The sequence below is a fragment of the Alphaproteobacteria bacterium SS10 genome (genome assembly GCA_019192455.1).
Taxonomy (GTDB): domain Bacteria; phylum Pseudomonadota; class Alphaproteobacteria; order TMED2; family TMED2; genus TMED2.
The window spans coordinates 809982-825197 of the sequence record JAHCML010000003.1; the positions used below are offsets into that span (position 1 = coordinate 809982).

A 15216-nucleotide genomic window follows, 5' to 3' on the forward strand; every position below is an offset into this window, starting at 1 on the left:
AGCGGCATTTAAGCGATGAGCTTCACCGTCGCCCTTGTGGGCCGGCCGAATGTCGGCAAGTCGACCCTGTTCAACCGTCTGGTGGGCAAGCGCATTGCGCTGGTCCATGACACACCAGGCCTGACCCGTGACTGGCGCCGTGGCCATGGCCGTATTGGGCCGCTGGAGTTCGATGTCCTAGACACTGCCGGCCTTGAGGATGAGCCTGATGAGGCGCTCGAAGGTCGGATGCGACAGAAGACCGAAGAGGCTTTGGGCGAGGCGGATGTGGTCCTGTTCCTGGTCGATGCCCGCGCTGGCATCACGCCGTTGGACAGCTTCTTTGCCAACAAGCTACGGCGTCAGAAGCTGCCGGTGATCCTGGTGGCCAATAAGGCCGAGGGCCGGGCAGGGGATGATGGCTATTACGGCGCCTATCAGTTGGGGCTTGGTGACCCAATCCGCCTATCGGCCGAACACGGGCAGGGACTGAACGTCCTCTATGATGCGCTTGAGCCTTATGCGGCTGAGGAAGAGGCCGAACAGGCTGCCGAGGCTGAGGCCGAGATCGATGGCTGGGCTGATGTTGAAGATGAGCTCGACGCGCCAGACAGTGATGATGACGAACTGCCAGAAGGCATGGATGAGGGTAACTTCATCTTCGATGAAGATGATGAGGCCGAGGATGATATCGATGATGAGGCGCTGAAGGAGCGGCCTATCCAACTCGCCATCGTCGGCCGTCCGAATGCCGGTAAATCCACCCTGGTGAACACCTTGCTTGGCCAAGAGCGGATGCTGACCGGCCCAGAGCCCGGCATTACGCGTGACGCTATTGCGAGTGATTGGGAGCATGAGGGCTGGCGCTTTAAGCTTGTCGACACGGCTGGCCTTCGGCGGCGTGCCAAGGTCAAAAACCGGCTTGAGCAGATTGCCAATGCCAACACCATCGATAGCCTTGAGATGGCGCAGGTGGTGCTGCTGCTAATCGACGCCAATGAAGGGTTCGACAAGCAGGACCTAACCATTGCTCGCCGCGTAGTGGATGAGGGGCGCGCCCTGGTGATCGGCGTGAACAAATGGGACGCGGTGGATGACCGCGCGATGACCCTTCGTGGTTTTGAGGATCGGCTGCAAACCTCGCTGACACAGGTAACCGGTGTGCCTCTGGTCACCATCTCAGGCTTGCGTGGTCGTGGCTTGCCAAAGCTGATGGATGCCGTGCTGGACGTCTATCGCCGCTGGAATACCCGTATCTCAACCGGCAAGCTGAACCGTTGGCTCGACGGTATGGTCAGTGCACACCCACCGCCAGCCGTTCAGGCGCGTAGTATCCGCCTGCGCTACATGACCCAGATTAAGGCCCGGCCACCGCATTTTGCGGTCTGGTGTTCGCGGCCGAAGGAACTGCCTGAAAGCTACCGCCGCTATCTGATGAATGGGCTGCGGGAGACATTCGATCTGGGGGGCATTCCAATGCGCATTTCCCTGCGCAAGACGGATAACCCCTATGAACACCTCAAGAAAAAGCGTTAGAGCACGATCCGCTCGCCGTGCCGCTTATCGTCGGCTGATGCCAACTCGATAAACGCATCGACCTTGGTTGCTGGGTCTGGCTGTGCGCCCTCCTTCTCGCCAGGGAAGGCGAGGGTGCGAAGGCGGGTTGCCATAGGGCCAGGATCGACCAGGTTTACCCGAAGCGGGTCATCGGCCAATTCCGCGGCATAGGACAACACCATCGCCTCAAACGCGGCTTTACTGGCGCCATAGGTGCCCCAGAAGGGCTTGCGCTCAATCGCAGAGGCGCAGGTAACGCCGATAAAGCAGCCACCACGCGCCGACTGACGAAGCAAAGGGTCCAGGCTGCGAATTAGGCGATAGGGGCCTTGGCAATTGGTCCGCCAGGCATCCTCAAACGGTTTGGGGGCACTCTGTGCGACCGGGCTCAACACTTCCATCGTGGCGGCGTTACTGATCACCACATCCAGTTTGCCAAAGCGCTGGTGTAGCGCGCCGCCGAGGCGGTCGATGGCATCACCATCGCGGATATCCAATGGCACCAGGGTGGCGCCCGCCTTTTTGGCTGCCTCAGCGCCCCCTTGCTCTGCCGCTGCTGCCTTTAACTCATCGTCCAACGCTTCCAAGGCACCGACGGTGCGGGCAACCGCGATGATGTGATAACCAGCCTTGGCAAAGCCATGGGCGAGGGCATTGCCCAGGCCGCGAGAGGCGCCGGTAATCAGGCAGATGGGCTGGTCTGTTGGTGCGGTTGTGTCTGAGGGCATGGGAAATCAACGCAAGCGTGTATTGGCCGCCTGTGGTGGCAGCTTAAGTGTCGTGGCACAAGGGGAAAGCGCGGTGTGGGCGCGTGGCTAGTTGCCGCCTCTAACACCAGGGATATAGACAGAGCCACCTTGCGATGGTGCCTGTTGAACCGCGCCGCCACCGGTGGTTGGTGCGGGCAGGGCGCTAGGCGGCGTAAAGGTCTGTGGTCGTTGGCCGCCACCGCGAACCTGGGTTGGCTGGCCAACCGGTTGTGCGGAACCCGGTGCCGCGAAAGATGGCGTCTGGCCCGCAGATGGGAACAACTCATAATTCGGCAGGTTGCGGATCGTTTCTGGCAGGGCGTCAGGATTGGCTGGGCTCAATGGGCCTGGCTGCGCGGCGCGGTACTGGCGTAGCGCCTCAACGGGGGTTGGGCCGGTATCAAATGGGCGGAAATTTGGCTCCTCAGGCATTTCCAGGTTGGCGCACATCATCCACATGACGACGGCCTCCGGATATTGCTGAGAGCATCCGATTAGCACCTGATACTGGCGGCTATTCGGTGGGTACTGATTGATCAGCGAGACGTAGTCTTGCAGCTCTTTCATGTTGTCGTTTCGGCATTGCTGTTCACGCGCCGGGTCACCGCCCCATGCCTCATTGCACAAGCGTACAATCCGCTCCTGCAGATCTTCTAACCCACCCTCAGGCGAGGCGTGGGCAATTGGTGCGGAGGCGACGGCGGCGATGGCACCAAAGATGGCACCAGCAACAAGTGAACGACCGAGACTAAACATCTTGTCCCCGATAAAGGCCGGTAGGCCCGGTTTCTCTAGGGCAGCAGGGCTGCACCATTTCCAAAAGCGGCTGCTTATATTTGCATAAACTAACCCGCAAGCCCACCCGGATGTGGGCCACGGATTTGTTACCAAAACTAGCTTATAGCAAGATCAGGCTTGCCGACGCATTGGCGTTGGTTCGGTACCGATTGCGGCGTTTGAATCCTTGTCCGTGCAGGCCACCGGATACTCACCGGTGAAACATGCATCGCAGAACTGTGGCTGATCGCTCATCCGCTTTGCCTCACCAACGGCGCGGTATAGGCCATCGATGGTAACGAAACTCAGGCTATCCGCATTGATCATGCGGGCCATTTCTTCAACGCTGTAATTGGCGGCCAGCAGTTTGTCCTGGCTCGGCGTATCAACGCCGTAGAAACAGCTATGGGTGGTTGGCGGACTTGAGATCCGCATATGAACCTCAGCGGCGCCGGCGGCGCGTACCATCTCAACAATCTTCTTAGAGGTGGTGCCACGTACGATGCTGTCATCGACCAGAACCACGCGCTTACCCTCAAGCAGGCGGCGGTTGGCGTTGTGTTTCAGCTTCACGCCCAAATGGCGGATTTCGTCGGTGGGCTCGATAAAGGTCCGGCCAACATAGTGGTTCCGGATGATACCCAGCTCAAACGGGATATTGGCTTCTTCCGCATAACCGATGGCGGATGGCACCCCGCTATCCGGTACCGGGACGACCAGATCGGCCTCAACCGGTGATTCCTTCGCCAGCTCATGGCCAATATGCTTACGCGCCTCATAAACAGAGCGGTCGCCAAAGAAGCTATCTGGGCGAGAGAAGTACACGTACTCAAAGATGCAGAACTTTGATGGGCGTTGATTGAACGGCTTTGAGGAGGTGAGGCCCTCACCATCAATGACCACCATCTCGCCTGGCTCAATATCGCGCTCAAACGTGGCGCCAATGATGTCAAAGGCGCAGGTTTCCGAGGCCACAACATAGGCATCGCCAAGGCGACCAAGCACCATCGGGCGAATGCCCATGGGGTCACGCATGCAATACATGGCGTCCTTGGTCATGCAGACTAGGGAGTACGCCCCCTCCAGCTGTCGCATGGCTCCGACTAGGCGCTCAACCACGCTGCCGCCACGGGCGCGAGCCATGAGGTGGATAATCACCTCAGTATCAGTCGTTGCCTGGAAGATTGAGCCGTTGCGTACGAGTTCCTGGCGTACGGTTATCGCATTGGTCAGATTGCCATTTTGCCCCAAAGCAAAACCGCCAAACTCCATCTCTGCGAAGAGTGGCTGTACGTTGTTCGCCTGTGATGATCCGCCGGTGGTTGCGTAGCGGTTATGACCAATCGCGATATGGCCCTTGAGGTTGTCAATGACCTCTTCCTTAGAGAAGTGATCGCCGACATGGCCAAGGCCGCGGTGGTTGTAAAACGCCTCACCATCGGCGGAGACGATACCGGTTCCCTCTTGCCCGCGATGCTGTAGGGCATGGAGGCCAAGGGCGGTCAGTGCGGCGGCGTCATCATGGCCATAAATGCCAAAGATGGCGCATTCCTCGCGCAGCTTATCGTCGTCGAACGGGTTCGCAATCATCCGGCCCAAATTGGGCGTGGTGGTCGGGTCAGCGGTCATAAGCGTTCTCAATCACCAGCGTTATGGGCCTCAAGCACGGTCATGATTGACGATGCTAGTCATTTGATGGGCCTGAATTGTTTGAACCTGACCCAGCATCCTGGGCTGCATCCAAGAGCGCCTCAATCGCCTGGCGCTCCAGAGCCTTATAGCCTTCTTCGAGGATGTCGTCACTGGCGCTTCGTGCATCGCTGTCATTTGCTGATCCGGCACCATCTGCTTGGTTTGGTTCGGCCACGGGGCGAACCTCGTCCAAGGCAGGTTTAGGTCCAGCACTCTCCTTTGCGGGCTCCAGGGCCTCGTCCAGGCCAATGGCAGCAACAGTTTCCTCAGGTAGCAACTGAATGATTGTGTTGGCACCCAATAAAATCAAGTTACCTGACCGGGCCTCACCCAATGTGGCTTCCACACTCTTTGGGTTCGAAATCAGCAGCAGCACGATATAGGCAAGGCAGACAATCAACATGCCGCGCACGAGACCGAAGGCAAAACCAAGAGATCGGTCCAGGGTACTGAGGCTAGATTTCCGAATGGCTTTGGAGATTTGACCAGAGATTAGCGCCATCACGGCAGCCACGACGATAAAGATCACGATGCCGGTCACCGCATTGGCGATCCAACCGGCGGGCAGAACCTGTTCGGCAAAGGGAAGGGCAAGTGGCAGGCCAGCGGCGGCGGCGGTCAGGGCCACCACAACATTCACAACCTGGAAGAACTCTTTAGTGAAGCCACGGAACAGCGCCAGCAAGCCGGACAGCAGCAGGGTGGCAATCGCTGCAATGTCCACCCAGTGGATATTGGCGAGTAGGTCGGCGGTTGCACCGCCCGCATTGGCTGCTTCGGCTTCCATTAGGCCAGAGGCTCCAGTTTTATGACGCCACAGGTTCCGGGCTCATTTGATCGTAGGCGGCATCATCAATGGCCGTTGGCAGGTCCGCCACTGATTTGAAGTGTTCGAGCAATATCTGATCTGCATTGTTCGCCCGGCCATCGCCAGTACCACTGGCGTTTTTCGCCTTGCCGCGCGGCTTTACCGCGGGTGCCCAGGCCTTGGAAAAGCCAAGTTTTTCAGCCTCTTTTGCCCGTGCGGCGGCACGTGCCACGGCGCGTACCTCACCGGTCAGCCCAATTTCGCCAAACACCACTGTGCCAGCTGGTGCGGGCTTCTCCTTCAACGCGCTGATAAGGGCCACAGCCACTGCCATATCCGCTGCAGGCTCGGTGATTCGAAGGCCACCAGCGACGTTGAGATAGATGTCTTCCGTATGGAAGGTGAGGCCACAACGGGTCTCAAGCACGGCCAAGATCATCGCCAGCCGGTTGCTGTCCCAGCCGACTACGGCACGGCGCGGCGTGCCAAACGCGCTGGGCGCCACCAGGGCCTGGATCTCAACCAACAGCGGGCGTGTGCCCTCAATCCCAGCGAAAACACAGGTGCCCGGCACCTGGGCCTGACGATCAGCGAGGAACAGGGCGGAGGGGTTATCAACCGGCGCCAGGCCAGCCTCAACCATCTCAAACACACCAATCTCATCCGTGGGTCCGAAGCGGTTCTTTACCGTGCGAAGGATACGGAAGGGGTGGCCGCGCTCCCCTTCAAAATAGAGGACGGTATCAACCATGTGTTCCAGCACGCGAGGGCCAGCGAGGGTGCCTTCCTTGGTCACATGCCCGATGAGGATGATTGCGATGTTGTGCTTCTTAGCGGCGCGGATCATCTCCTGCGCCGAGGCGCGAACCTGGCCGACACTGCCTGGCGCGCTGTCGAGCGTATCGACAAACATGGTTTGGATACTGTCGATCACCAGAATGTCTGGGTGATCCTTCGCCTCCATGGTCGCGACGATATCGCGGACCGAGGTGGCAGTGGCGAGCCTGACCGGTGCCTTGGCAAGACCGAGGCGTTCGGCCCGCATGCGGATCTGCTCTAGCCCTTCCTCACCCGAGATGTAGGCAACCTCGAGGTTCTGGGAGAGGGCGCCAGCAACCTGCAGCATTAGGGTAGATTTACNGATGCCTGGGTCACCGCCGACCAGCATGGCGCCACCGGGAACAACACCGCCGCCACAGACCCGGTCAAACTCACCGATCCCGGTCAAATGCCGGCGGACCACGCTCTCGGCGGGTTGCAGGTCGGTGAACTGGATCGATTTGCCCTTGGTGCTGCGGTCTTTAAGGCCGCCGGGGTTAAGAGCCTCGGTGCTTTCCTCAACGAGGCTGTTCCAGGCACCGCAGCCATCGCATTTGCCAACCCATTGGGCATGGACCGTGCCGCATTCCTGGCAAACAAAGCTGCTGCGCCGCTTGGCCATAGGCGTTACGGGGCCTCCACCTGCATGGCGATGGGGCCTTGGGCACTGCCGGTAACAAATTGGGTCACATGGGCATTGCCTGGATTATCGATGCTGCTGACCGGGCCGTCCCAGATAAGCTCACCCTGGTAGAGCATAACGATGCGGTCGGCGATCTTGCGCGCGCTTGCCATGTCATGGGTGATCGAAACGGCGGTGGCACCCAGCGCCTTCACCTGCTCAATGATCAGATCATTGATTACATCACTCATGATCGGGTCGAGGCCGGTGGTTGGCTCATCGAAGAAGATGATTTCCGGATCGCCAGCAATGGCGCGGGCCAAACCAACCCGCTTCTGCATGCCGCCCGACAGTTCTGCCGGGAATAGGTCCGCGACTTCAGAGCCGAGGCCAACGGCCGCCAGTTTTGAAACCGCGAGATCGCGGGCGGCGGGACGGGCCATGCCCTTACCCTGCATCAGACCAAAGGCAACGTTTTCCCAAACGCTGAGGCTATCGAAGAGGGCAGCACCCTGGAACAGCATGCCGAAATGTCGATATTGCGCTTCCCGCTCACGACCTCGCAGCCGGGCGGTTTCGACGCCATTGATCTTGATGCTGCCCTTATCGGGATGCATTAGGCCCAGAATATTCTTCAACAGCACAGATTTACCGGAGCCGGAGCCACCAATCACAACGATCGACTCTCCCTTGGCCACATTCAGGTCGATGCCGCGTAGGACATGCTTGGGCCCGAAGGACTTCTCCAGCCCGCTGACTTCAATGATTGGTGCTGTCTGGTCTGCTTGGGTCATTTGACGACGAACAGCTCAGTGATGACGTAGTTGAAGGTCAGGATCATGATTGAGGCGGCAACCACGGCATTGGTGGTGGCTTTACCCACACCCTGGGCGCCACGGCCCGAGTTATAGCCCTGATAACAACCCATTAGAGCGACGATGAAGCCGAAGACGGCGGCCTTGGCGAGGCCAGAGATCACATCGATGGGTTTCAAGAACTCAACGGTATTGGAGAGGTAGGTGGCGCTGTTGAAGTCCAGCACATAGACGCCAATCAAATAGCCACCCAAGACCCCGATGATATCGGCAATCAGGACCAGTAAGGGCAGGGTCAGCGTACCCGCTAGCAGCCGTGGTGCGATCAAGTACTTGAATGGATTGGTGGATAGGGTCCAGAGCGCATCAATCTGCTCTGTCACCCGCATGGTGCCGATTTCAGCGGCGATGGCAGCGCCTACGCGGCCCGCTACCATCAAGCCAGCCAGAACGGGCCCCAGCTCCCGCGTCATGGAAAGGACAACCACCGTGGCCACCGCGCCCTCAGCTTGGAAGCGGGAAAAGCCGGTGTAGCTCTGCAGCGCCAGCACCATCCCGGTGAACAGGGCGGTCAGGCCAACAACCGGTAGTGAGTAGAAACCCATCTGAATCAACTGCCGCCAAACCATGCGTGGGAAAAATGGCGGCGTGATCATGTGGCGAAGCGCCATCCCGGTGAACTGTGCCAGCCGCCCAATCTCGGCCATGGCGGCCAAGGCGCTTTGGCCGATAACGGCGAGCGGGTTGATTGAGCGGGTGGTCATAGGTCTTTGGTCTGTGATCAGGATTTGCGGTCGGGGAGGTGCCCGTTACGAAGTGGTAGCGCCCTCATAAACACGCTTGTAGCGGTTGCCAAGGCTGGTGAGGATTTCATAGCCAATTGTGCCGTGATCGGTCGCCACATCATCCACCGAACGGTGGGGGCCAATGATCTCGACATAGTCGCCGGTTCGGCAGGCATCAAACGGAATATCCGTCACATCAACGCCGGTTAGGTCCATTGAAATGCGGCCAACAATCGGTGCCTTCAAATCCCCGAAGGGCACATGGCCACTATTGCCGCCCTGGCGGATAAAGCCATCGGCGTAGCCAAGGCCAAGGGTGGCAATCTTACTGTCCCGCTCTGCCACCCAGCTGGCGCCATAACCAACCGGCGTGCCAGCAGGAATGTCGCGCACCTGAAGGATCCGCGCGCTTAACCGAACCACCGGCGTCATTGGGTTGTCGGTCCATGGCGTCGGGTTAAGGCCATAGAGCGCCATGCCAGGGCGGGTTAGGTCAAAAATGTATTCTGCCCCCCGGAAGATACCGGCGGAGTTGGCAAAGCTGGCCCGCGTCTCGGGTAGCTTTTCCATGACCGAGCGGAAGGCGGAGAGCTGTTGCTGGTTCTGCTCTGTCTCCTCCACATCGGCGGAGGCGAGGTGGCTCATCACAAAACGCAGATCGAAGCCTTTTAGCGCCTCGGGATCTTCGGCGACTTCATCAAACTGATCAGGGGTCAGGCCGAGGCGGCTCATACCCGTATCGACATGGAGAATGGCGGGCAGTTTGCGGGCCGCCGCACGGGATGCGGAGCGCCAGCGGTGGAGGTCACCAGGATCATTGAGCACCGGGATAATCCGGTGGGTGATCATCTCAACCTCTGAGCCTTGCGTGTAGCAGCTTAAGACCGCGATCTGTGCATCGTCCAAATGGCTACGTAGCTCTATCGCTTCATCCAGCGTGGCCACGAAGAAGAAGCGGCACCCAGCGGCCCAGAGGCGGTTCGCCACCTCTTCAATGCCAAGGCCATAGGCATTGGCCTTAACCACACCGGCGCACATGGCAGAGCCACTGCGCTGTTGTAGGGCCTGATAGTTGCGCGCAATGGCGTCGAGGTCGATGCGCAGCAAGGAGTTGCTGCCAGAGGTCTGGAATGTGGCGGAATCCATCAAGCCGGTCCGGGCCCTTTCCGGGCGTGACTATGGGGGCGGTGCGGGTATCCAGGGTTTGGTCCGCACCCGAGCGGCACAACGCTAGTATTCAGTGTGCTCAATGTCGAGGTCGTCGAAGCGGGTGAGCTGTTCTTCAAAGCTCAGCATCGGGCTGCCAATCGGGCCGTGACGCTGCTTGGCGATGATGACTTCCGCCTTACCATCCATCAATTCCGCGCGTTCCTGCCAGTTCATGAACCGCTCGTTATAGCGATCCTGGCTCTCCTCTGGCCGTTGCATTGGTTCCGCACGGCGGAGGTAGTAACTCTCCCGGAACACGAACATGACCACATCCGCATCCTGCTCAATGGAGCCTGATTCCCTGAGGTCGGCCAGCTGTGGTCGCTTATCTTCCCGCTGCTCAACCGCACGGGAGAGCTGGGACAGGGCGATCACCGGCACATGTAACTCCTTAGCCAGCGCCTTAAGGCCCCTGGTGATCTCGGAAATCTCTTGAACCCGGTTGTCAGAGCTAGAGCTAGAGCCACGCAGCAGCTGCAGGTAGTCGATGACCACCAGGCCAATCTTGTTGGTCCGGTGTAGGCGACGGGCGCGCTGGCGTACCTGACCGATTGAGAGGGCCGGGGTGTCATCGATGAACAACCCAACCTCTTGCAGGTCGCGGCTTGCCTCGATGAAGCTTGGCAGGTCCCGCTCACTCAAATCACCACGCCGGATCTTATCGGACGGGATGCGGGTGACATCGGCCAAGATACGACCGGCGAGCTGATCGGACGACATCTCAAGTGAGAACATTAGAACCGGCGCGCCTTCTTCCCCCTGGGTTTGCTGATAAGCGTGGGCGGCGCGGAACGCGATATTGGTGGCAAGCGCGGTCTTACCCATCGAGGGACGACCAGCCAGGATGATCAAGTCAGAGGGGTGTAGGCCACCAAGCTTGGCATCCAGGGTTTTAAAGCCGCTGGTAACACCGGTGATGCCACCACCGGTGCGATAGGCCTTCTCAGCGGCATCGATGGCCACCTGCATCGCCTGGACGAGGGAGACGCTGCCTCGCTCAGTATCGCCTGACGTGGCAAGGGTGAAGAGCTGGCTCTCTGCCTCTGCCAGCTGTTGGGCGGCGGTTTCATCCAGATTAAAATGACGGGCATTCGCGCTGATGTCATGGCCCAGCTCAATCAGTCGACGCCGCAGGTGCAGGTCGATGATGGCCTCGGCATAGTCGACGACGGCGGCACTGACACCGCCGGCCCCCTGTGCCGCAAGCTCACCCAGATACTCACCACCGCCAACTTCTGCCAGGTCATCATCCTGATCAAAGAAGGTGCGAAGGGTCTTCGGATTGGCTACCTGTCCGCGCTGGATCAAACGCAGAATGGCTTCGAAAATCCTGCCATGGGCGGGGACATAGAAGTGCTCAGGCCGCAGCCGATCTTCTAGTCGGTCCAGCAACCGGTTTTCATACAGAAGGGCACCGAGAAGGGCTTGTTCAGCCTCGGTGTTCTGGGGCGGGAGTGGCGCACTGCCAGAGCCACCATCATCGTGGCCGAACTGCTCTGGGTCGTTTGCGGGTAGGGGGGAGGGCGTATTCATAGTGGGGGTAAGCTACCCGCAGCCCGGCCGATCGCGCACCCCCAAAACAGCAAACGGCCGGCACGAATGCCGACCGTTTCATGCACAGGCTGTTAAACCTGTGAACAACATTTTCAGCCTAGAAAATTAGGCCTTGTTTTCTTCTTCAGCGTCACTGGCAGCTTCTTCGGTAGCAGCTTCAGCGGTCTCTTCTTCAGCGGCTTCCTCGGAAGCTTCTTCAGAAGTGCCGGAGATGGCTTCGATGACGTCTTCGTCGACTTCAGCGATGTCAGAATTTTTCAGCTGCTCTTCAGTGACCAACTCGCCTTCATCGTTGCGGATCAGGGCGCCGCCAGCTTCACGCTGGAGGGTGGCCTCATCGCTAGAACGGGCAACGTTGGCGCTGACGGTCACAGCAACCTCTGGGTGCAGGGTCACGCGGATGTCGAACAGGCCGATCATCTTAATGGCGTCGTTCAGAACAACCTGACTGCGGCCAACTTTAAAGCCAGCTTCGTTCAGGGCGTCTGCAACGTCACGGGCGGTGACAGAACCGTAAAGCTGACCAGCTTCACCAGCCTGGCGGACCAGGATGACTTCTTGGCCGTTCAGCTTCTCACCGACAGCTTCCGCCTCTTGGCGACGCTTCAGGTTGCGGGCTTCCAGCTCTTTGCGCTGGCTGTCGAAGAACGAACGGTTCTCGTCATTGGCGCGCAGGGCTTTGCCTTGTGGCAGCAGGAAATTGCGGGCGTAGCCCGGCTTAACTTTCACAACATCGCCCATCTGACCCAGATTTTCGATGCGTTCCAGCAGGATGACATCAAGCATTTTTAACCTCCAACTTTGCCCCCAACTTCGCATTGATCCAGGCGCGTAAACCCAGGGGCGTATCTAACAAACCAACCAAAATGACTACCGCTAATGACCCGACCTGAACGGTCACACCGATTAGCGCGTAAAACAAAATCCGAAACAGCCAGGTGTATCTCAGCTGGCTAGTGATCTCGTGCACTAAACCCAGCCCGGCCAAGAGGCCCGGCAAGGCAAGAATGATTGCCGCGTTGAGCGACATGAACCCGATGGTGCCTGTCGTCTGAGAGGCGACAACCACCGCTAAGGCGACAAGGCCGCTGTACCAAACTGGGACTGCGACAGCGCCAAACTTAAAGCCCACATCCGTGACCTTGCGCCGCCGGGCGAACCAGGCCACCAGCCTGGCATTCACCAAAACCCAAGACAGCACAGTGATCACGATCACCGCTGGCATAACTTTCAGCAGGCTCAGCCCTTGCTGGGTCTGCTGTACCTCCAAGGGGGTTAGGCCGGTCGCATCCACCTCTCTACTGAGGGTGGCTGACAAGGTATCTAACCCCATTGCCGCCAGTGTCAGGTCTAAGATGACCAACATGCTGGCCATCAAGATCATGAGGAAGCAAAGGCAGTAGCCGAGCTTCTTTCCTGATATCTGGCGCAGGGCCATCGGGTCATTTGCGGCCCGCTCACCCCACAGATTTGTATCGTGGCTACCCACCAATATTGCGATGGGAAGCGACATGCCGACGAAGAAGTAGATCACCTCTTCAACGGTAAAGAAGGTCGCCATCGATCCGATAAGCACAATCAGTGCGATCAGCACGCCATTGATCCCAGCTACAAACCCACACCAAAGAATTGGCACAGGTAGTATCAAGATCAGAGGCGTACCGGACACCGGGTACAGCACTGTGAAATACAAAGCCGCGCTGGTTAGCAAACCAGCCAAAACACCCGATATCACCGGGGCCATCGGTCCTGTCTTCCAAGACATATCCAAGCGGTCCCTGTGATGCGATCTTAACCATCAAGCGCAGACGACCAGGCCGGTGTTGATGTCAAAATCAACCAACCGGCCTGACGTTTGAACTTGCTTACTTCACCACGTAAGGCAGCAGGGCCAGGAAACGGGCGCGTTTGATGGCTTTAGCCAGCTCGCGTTGTTTCTTGGCCGAAACGGCCGTGATCCGGCTTGGGACGATCTTGCCGCGCTCGGAAATGTACCGGGACAGCAGTTTCACGTCTTTGTAATCGATCTTTGGTGCCGCATCGCCAGAGAATGGGCAGGTTTTACGACGGCGGAAGAACGGCCGACGGGCTCCACGCATGTTGCTCATGCCTCTTCTCCTTCGCTTTCTTTAGCTGATTGCTCAGCGTCATCACGACGTGGGCGATAGCCACGGTCACCACCGCGATCACCGCGTGGGCCACGATCGCCACGCTCACCACGGCCACCTGGACGCTCACCACGGTCTTTTTGCTGAAGGATTGCGGATGGCTCTTCGTCGATCTCATCAACGCGAACGGTCATGTAACGCAGCACATCTTCGTTGAAACGCAGGGAGCGCTCCATCTCAGCAATAGCTTGCGCAGGGCCGTCGATGCCGAGCAGGACATAGTGCCCTTTACGGTTTTTCTGGATGCGATAGGCGAGTGAACGAAGACCCCAGTTTTCGGTCTTCTGAACGGTGCCACCGTTTTCTTTAACAATGCTGGTCAGGCTTTCTGCGATCGCATCAACTTGCGCTGCAGAGACGTCCTGCCGTGCAATAAGCACGGTTTCATATAAAGCCAATTTGTTTCTCCTTATGGCTGTTCTATGGGTCTGGCGCCGTGGTTCTGACCACCAAATCGGGACCTAAACTCGGCCGCCCAGACCTAGCCGGGTACCCTTTGATAACCGGCAAGGAGTTGCTTCCATTGGCCATTTAAGTGGCCGGAAGCGCGCGCACTATACCCAGAAAGCGTGGGAAATCAAGCGCTGCGCCTTTCTTGAGCCCAGTATGGGTATGGGCGCCATTCCTTGACAGGAGTTGTGAGCCGGGTATCAAGGCGACCCCGCCGCAACGCACGCTTCCCGTGCCCATAAAATGATGACCATCAACTTATGACCGATATCGCATTCGTTTTTCCAGGCCAAGGCAGCCAAAAGCCAGGCATGGGCCAAGAGTTGGCCAACGCTTTCGGCGCCGCCCGCGAAGTCTTTGAGATGGTGGATGACGCGCTCGGTGAGCATCTATCCCGCCTTATGTTTGAGGGGCCAGCGGAAACCCTAACCCTGACAGCGAATGCCCAGCCCGCTTTGATGGCGTCCAGCCTCGCGGTGGTTGAGGTGCTAAAGCGTGAGATGGGTGTCGATATCACCACCAAGGCCAAGCTGGTCGCTGGTCACTCCCTCGGTGAGTACACGGCCTCCGCTGCTGTCGGCGTTTTCGATATTGCCACCACGGCGAAGCTGCTGCGCAAACGCGGAGAAGCCATGCAGGCCGCCATACCGCCGGGTGAGGGCACGATGGCCGCGATCCTGGGGCTTGAGATTGACGATGTGGCTGCCCTGGTTGAAGAGGCCGCAGAAGGTGACGTGCTCGCCGTCGCCAATGACAACGCGCCGGGCCAGGTGGTTATCAGTGGCCATGCCGCCGCGGTTGATCGTGCCATGGCGCTGGCGAAAGAGAAGGGGGCCAAACGCGCGCTTCCCCTGCCAGTGAGTGCACCGTTCCACTGCCGCCTGATGGCCCCTGCCGCCGACGCCATGGCTGAGGCGCTGGCACAGATTGATCTGCAACCGCCAGCCCTACCGATGGTTAGCAATGTGAGCGCGGAGCCAGTGTCAGCCCCAGCGGATTTCCGCCGCGTGTTGGTTGAGCAGGTGACCAATACCGTCCGTTGGCGTGACTGCGTCGGCCGCATGGGCGATGAGGGTGTTGGCAAGGTTTATGAGCTGGGCACAGGCAATGTGCTGTGTGGCCTTATCAAGCGGATCAACCGCGATATCGAAACCGGTAATGCCGGTACCCCTGAAGAGGTTGAAGCGCTAGCCAAAGCGCTCGCCTAACCCAACGACAAGATAGTTTGAGGA

15 protein-coding genes are annotated in these 15216 nt (G+C 58.8%); 2 read left to right on the forward strand and 13 right to left on the reverse strand.

The annotated features are described in order from the left end of the window. Window positions 1-15: 15 nt before the first annotated feature. The gene (der, locus tag KI792_04130) at window positions 16-1515 is read left to right on the forward strand and encodes a ribosome biogenesis GTPase Der (protein ID MBV6632207.1); all 1500 of its coding nucleotides are present in this window, start codon (window positions 16-18) and stop codon (window positions 1513-1515) included. Here the strand turns inward: der and KI792_04135 are convergent. The 13 genes from KI792_04135 to rpsF all read right to left on the reverse strand — a co-directional run bounded on the left by KI792_04135 (window position 1512) and on the right by rpsF (window position 13932). Further along, on the reverse strand, window positions 1512-2264 hold the full coding sequence (locus KI792_04135; protein MBV6632208.1) for an SDR family oxidoreductase: 753 nt from the start codon (window positions 2262-2264) through the stop codon (window positions 1512-1514). The genes der and KI792_04135 overlap by 4 nt on opposite strands. Window positions 2265-2351: 87 nt before the next feature. Further along, entirely contained in the window at window positions 2352-3041 is a 690-nt protein-coding gene (locus tag KI792_04140; protein MBV6632209.1) for a hypothetical protein, read from the reverse strand. Between the two features lie 153 nt (window positions 3042-3194). Beyond that, on the reverse strand, window positions 3195-4652 hold the full coding sequence (locus KI792_04145) for an amidophosphoribosyltransferase (protein MBV6632210.1): 1458 nt from the start codon (window positions 4650-4652) through the stop codon (window positions 3195-3197). A gap of 94 nt (window positions 4653-4746) precedes the next feature. After that, on the reverse strand, window positions 4747-5541 hold the full coding sequence (locus KI792_04150; protein ID MBV6632211.1) for a CvpA family protein: 795 nt from the start codon (window positions 5539-5541) through the stop codon (window positions 4747-4749). 19 nt (window positions 5542-5560) lie between these two features. After that, complete coding sequence (gene radA, locus KI792_04155) at window positions 5561-7003, reverse strand: DNA repair protein RadA (protein ID MBV6632212.1); 1443 nt, start codon at window positions 7001-7003, stop codon at window positions 5561-5563. A 5-nt stretch (window positions 7004-7008) separates the two neighbouring features. Then, complete coding sequence (locus tag KI792_04160; GenBank protein ID MBV6632213.1) at window positions 7009-7797, reverse strand: ATP-binding cassette domain-containing protein; 789 nt, start codon at window positions 7795-7797, stop codon at window positions 7009-7011. Continuing rightward, window positions 7794-8582 carry an ABC transporter permease gene (locus tag KI792_04165; protein MBV6632214.1) on the reverse strand — a complete coding sequence of 263 codons (789 nt, stop codon included), beginning with the start codon at window positions 8580-8582 and terminating at the stop codon, window positions 7794-7796. Before KI792_04165 ends, KI792_04160 begins: the two co-directional genes overlap by 4 nt. Window positions 8583-8627: 45 nt before the next feature. After that, on the reverse strand, window positions 8628-9749 hold the full coding sequence (gene alr, locus KI792_04170) for an alanine racemase (GenBank protein ID MBV6632215.1): 1122 nt from the start codon (window positions 9747-9749) through the stop codon (window positions 8628-8630). An 84-nt stretch (window positions 9750-9833) separates the two neighbouring features. After that, window positions 9834-11345: a replicative DNA helicase gene (locus tag KI792_04175; GenBank protein ID MBV6632216.1), complete on the reverse strand. Its 1512-nt coding sequence runs from the start codon at window positions 11343-11345 to the stop codon at window positions 9834-9836. 126 nt (window positions 11346-11471) lie between these two features. Then, window positions 11472-12185, reverse strand: coding sequence for a 50S ribosomal protein L9 (gene rplI / locus KI792_04180; protein ID MBV6632217.1), 714 nt, complete (start codon window positions 12183-12185; stop codon window positions 11472-11474). Next, window positions 12145-13131 (reverse strand): hypothetical protein, encoded by a 987-nt coding sequence (locus tag KI792_04185; protein ID MBV6632218.1) that lies wholly within the window; start codon window positions 13129-13131, stop codon window positions 12145-12147. Before KI792_04185 ends, rplI begins: the two co-directional genes overlap by 41 nt. A gap of 100 nt (window positions 13132-13231) precedes the next feature. Next, window positions 13232-13474 carry a 30S ribosomal protein S18 gene (gene rpsR, locus KI792_04190; protein ID MBV6632219.1) on the reverse strand — a complete coding sequence of 81 codons (243 nt, stop codon included), beginning with the start codon at window positions 13472-13474 and terminating at the stop codon, window positions 13232-13234. Beyond that, window positions 13471-13932 carry a 30S ribosomal protein S6 gene (gene rpsF / locus KI792_04195; protein ID MBV6632220.1) on the reverse strand — a complete coding sequence of 154 codons (462 nt, stop codon included), beginning with the start codon at window positions 13930-13932 and terminating at the stop codon, window positions 13471-13473. Before rpsF ends, rpsR begins: the two co-directional genes overlap by 4 nt. A gap of 312 nt (window positions 13933-14244) precedes the next feature. Between rpsF and fabD the strand changes: the two genes are divergently transcribed. Beyond that, window positions 14245-15192, forward strand: a complete 948-nt coding sequence (gene fabD, locus KI792_04200) for an ACP S-malonyltransferase (GenBank protein MBV6632221.1) — start codon at window positions 14245-14247, stop codon at window positions 15190-15192. Window positions 15193-15216 lie beyond the last annotated feature (24 nt).

Bases quoted from the DNA above. Each gene is read 5' to 3' on its own strand.
- der (MBV6632207.1), top strand. From the start codon at position 16: ATGAGCTTCACCGTCGCCCTTGTGGGCCGGCCGAATGTCGGCAAGTCG.
- KI792_04135 (MBV6632208.1), bottom strand. From the start codon at position 2,264: ATGCCCTCAGACACAACCGCACCAACAGACCAGCCCATCTGCCTGATT.
- KI792_04140 (MBV6632209.1), bottom strand. From the start codon at position 3,041: ATGTTTAGTCTCGGTCGTTCACTTGTTGCTGGTGCCATCTTTGGTGCC.
- KI792_04145 (MBV6632210.1), bottom strand. From the start codon at position 4,652: ATGATTGCGAACCCGTTCGACGACGATAAGCTGCGCGAGGAATGCGCC.
- KI792_04150 (MBV6632211.1), bottom strand. From the start codon at position 5,541: ATGGAAGCCGAAGCAGCCAATGCGGGCGGTGCAACCGCCGACCTACTC.
- KI792_04160 (MBV6632213.1), bottom strand. From the start codon at position 7,797: ATGACCCAAGCAGACCAGACAGCACCAATCATTGAAGTCAGCGGGCTG.
- KI792_04165 (MBV6632214.1), bottom strand. From the start codon at position 8,582: ATGACCACCCGCTCAATCAACCCGCTCGCCGTTATCGGCCAAAGCGCC.
- alr (MBV6632215.1), bottom strand. From the start codon at position 9,749: ATGGATTCCGCCACATTCCAGACCTCTGGCAGCAACTCCTTGCTGCGC.
- KI792_04175 (MBV6632216.1), bottom strand. From the start codon at position 11,345: ATGAATACGCCCTCCCCCCTACCCGCAAACGACCCAGAGCAGTTCGGC.
- rplI (MBV6632217.1), bottom strand. From the start codon at position 12,185: ATGCGAAGTTGGGGGCAAAGTTGGAGGTTAAAAATGCTTGATGTCATC.
- KI792_04185 (MBV6632218.1), bottom strand. From the start codon at position 13,131: ATGTCTTGGAAGACAGGACCGATGGCCCCGGTGATATCGGGTGTTTTG.
- rpsR (MBV6632219.1), bottom strand. From the start codon at position 13,474: ATGAGCAACATGCGTGGAGCCCGTCGGCCGTTCTTCCGCCGTCGTAAA.
- fabD (MBV6632221.1), top strand. From the start codon at position 14,245: ATGACCGATATCGCATTCGTTTTTCCAGGCCAAGGCAGCCAAAAGCCA.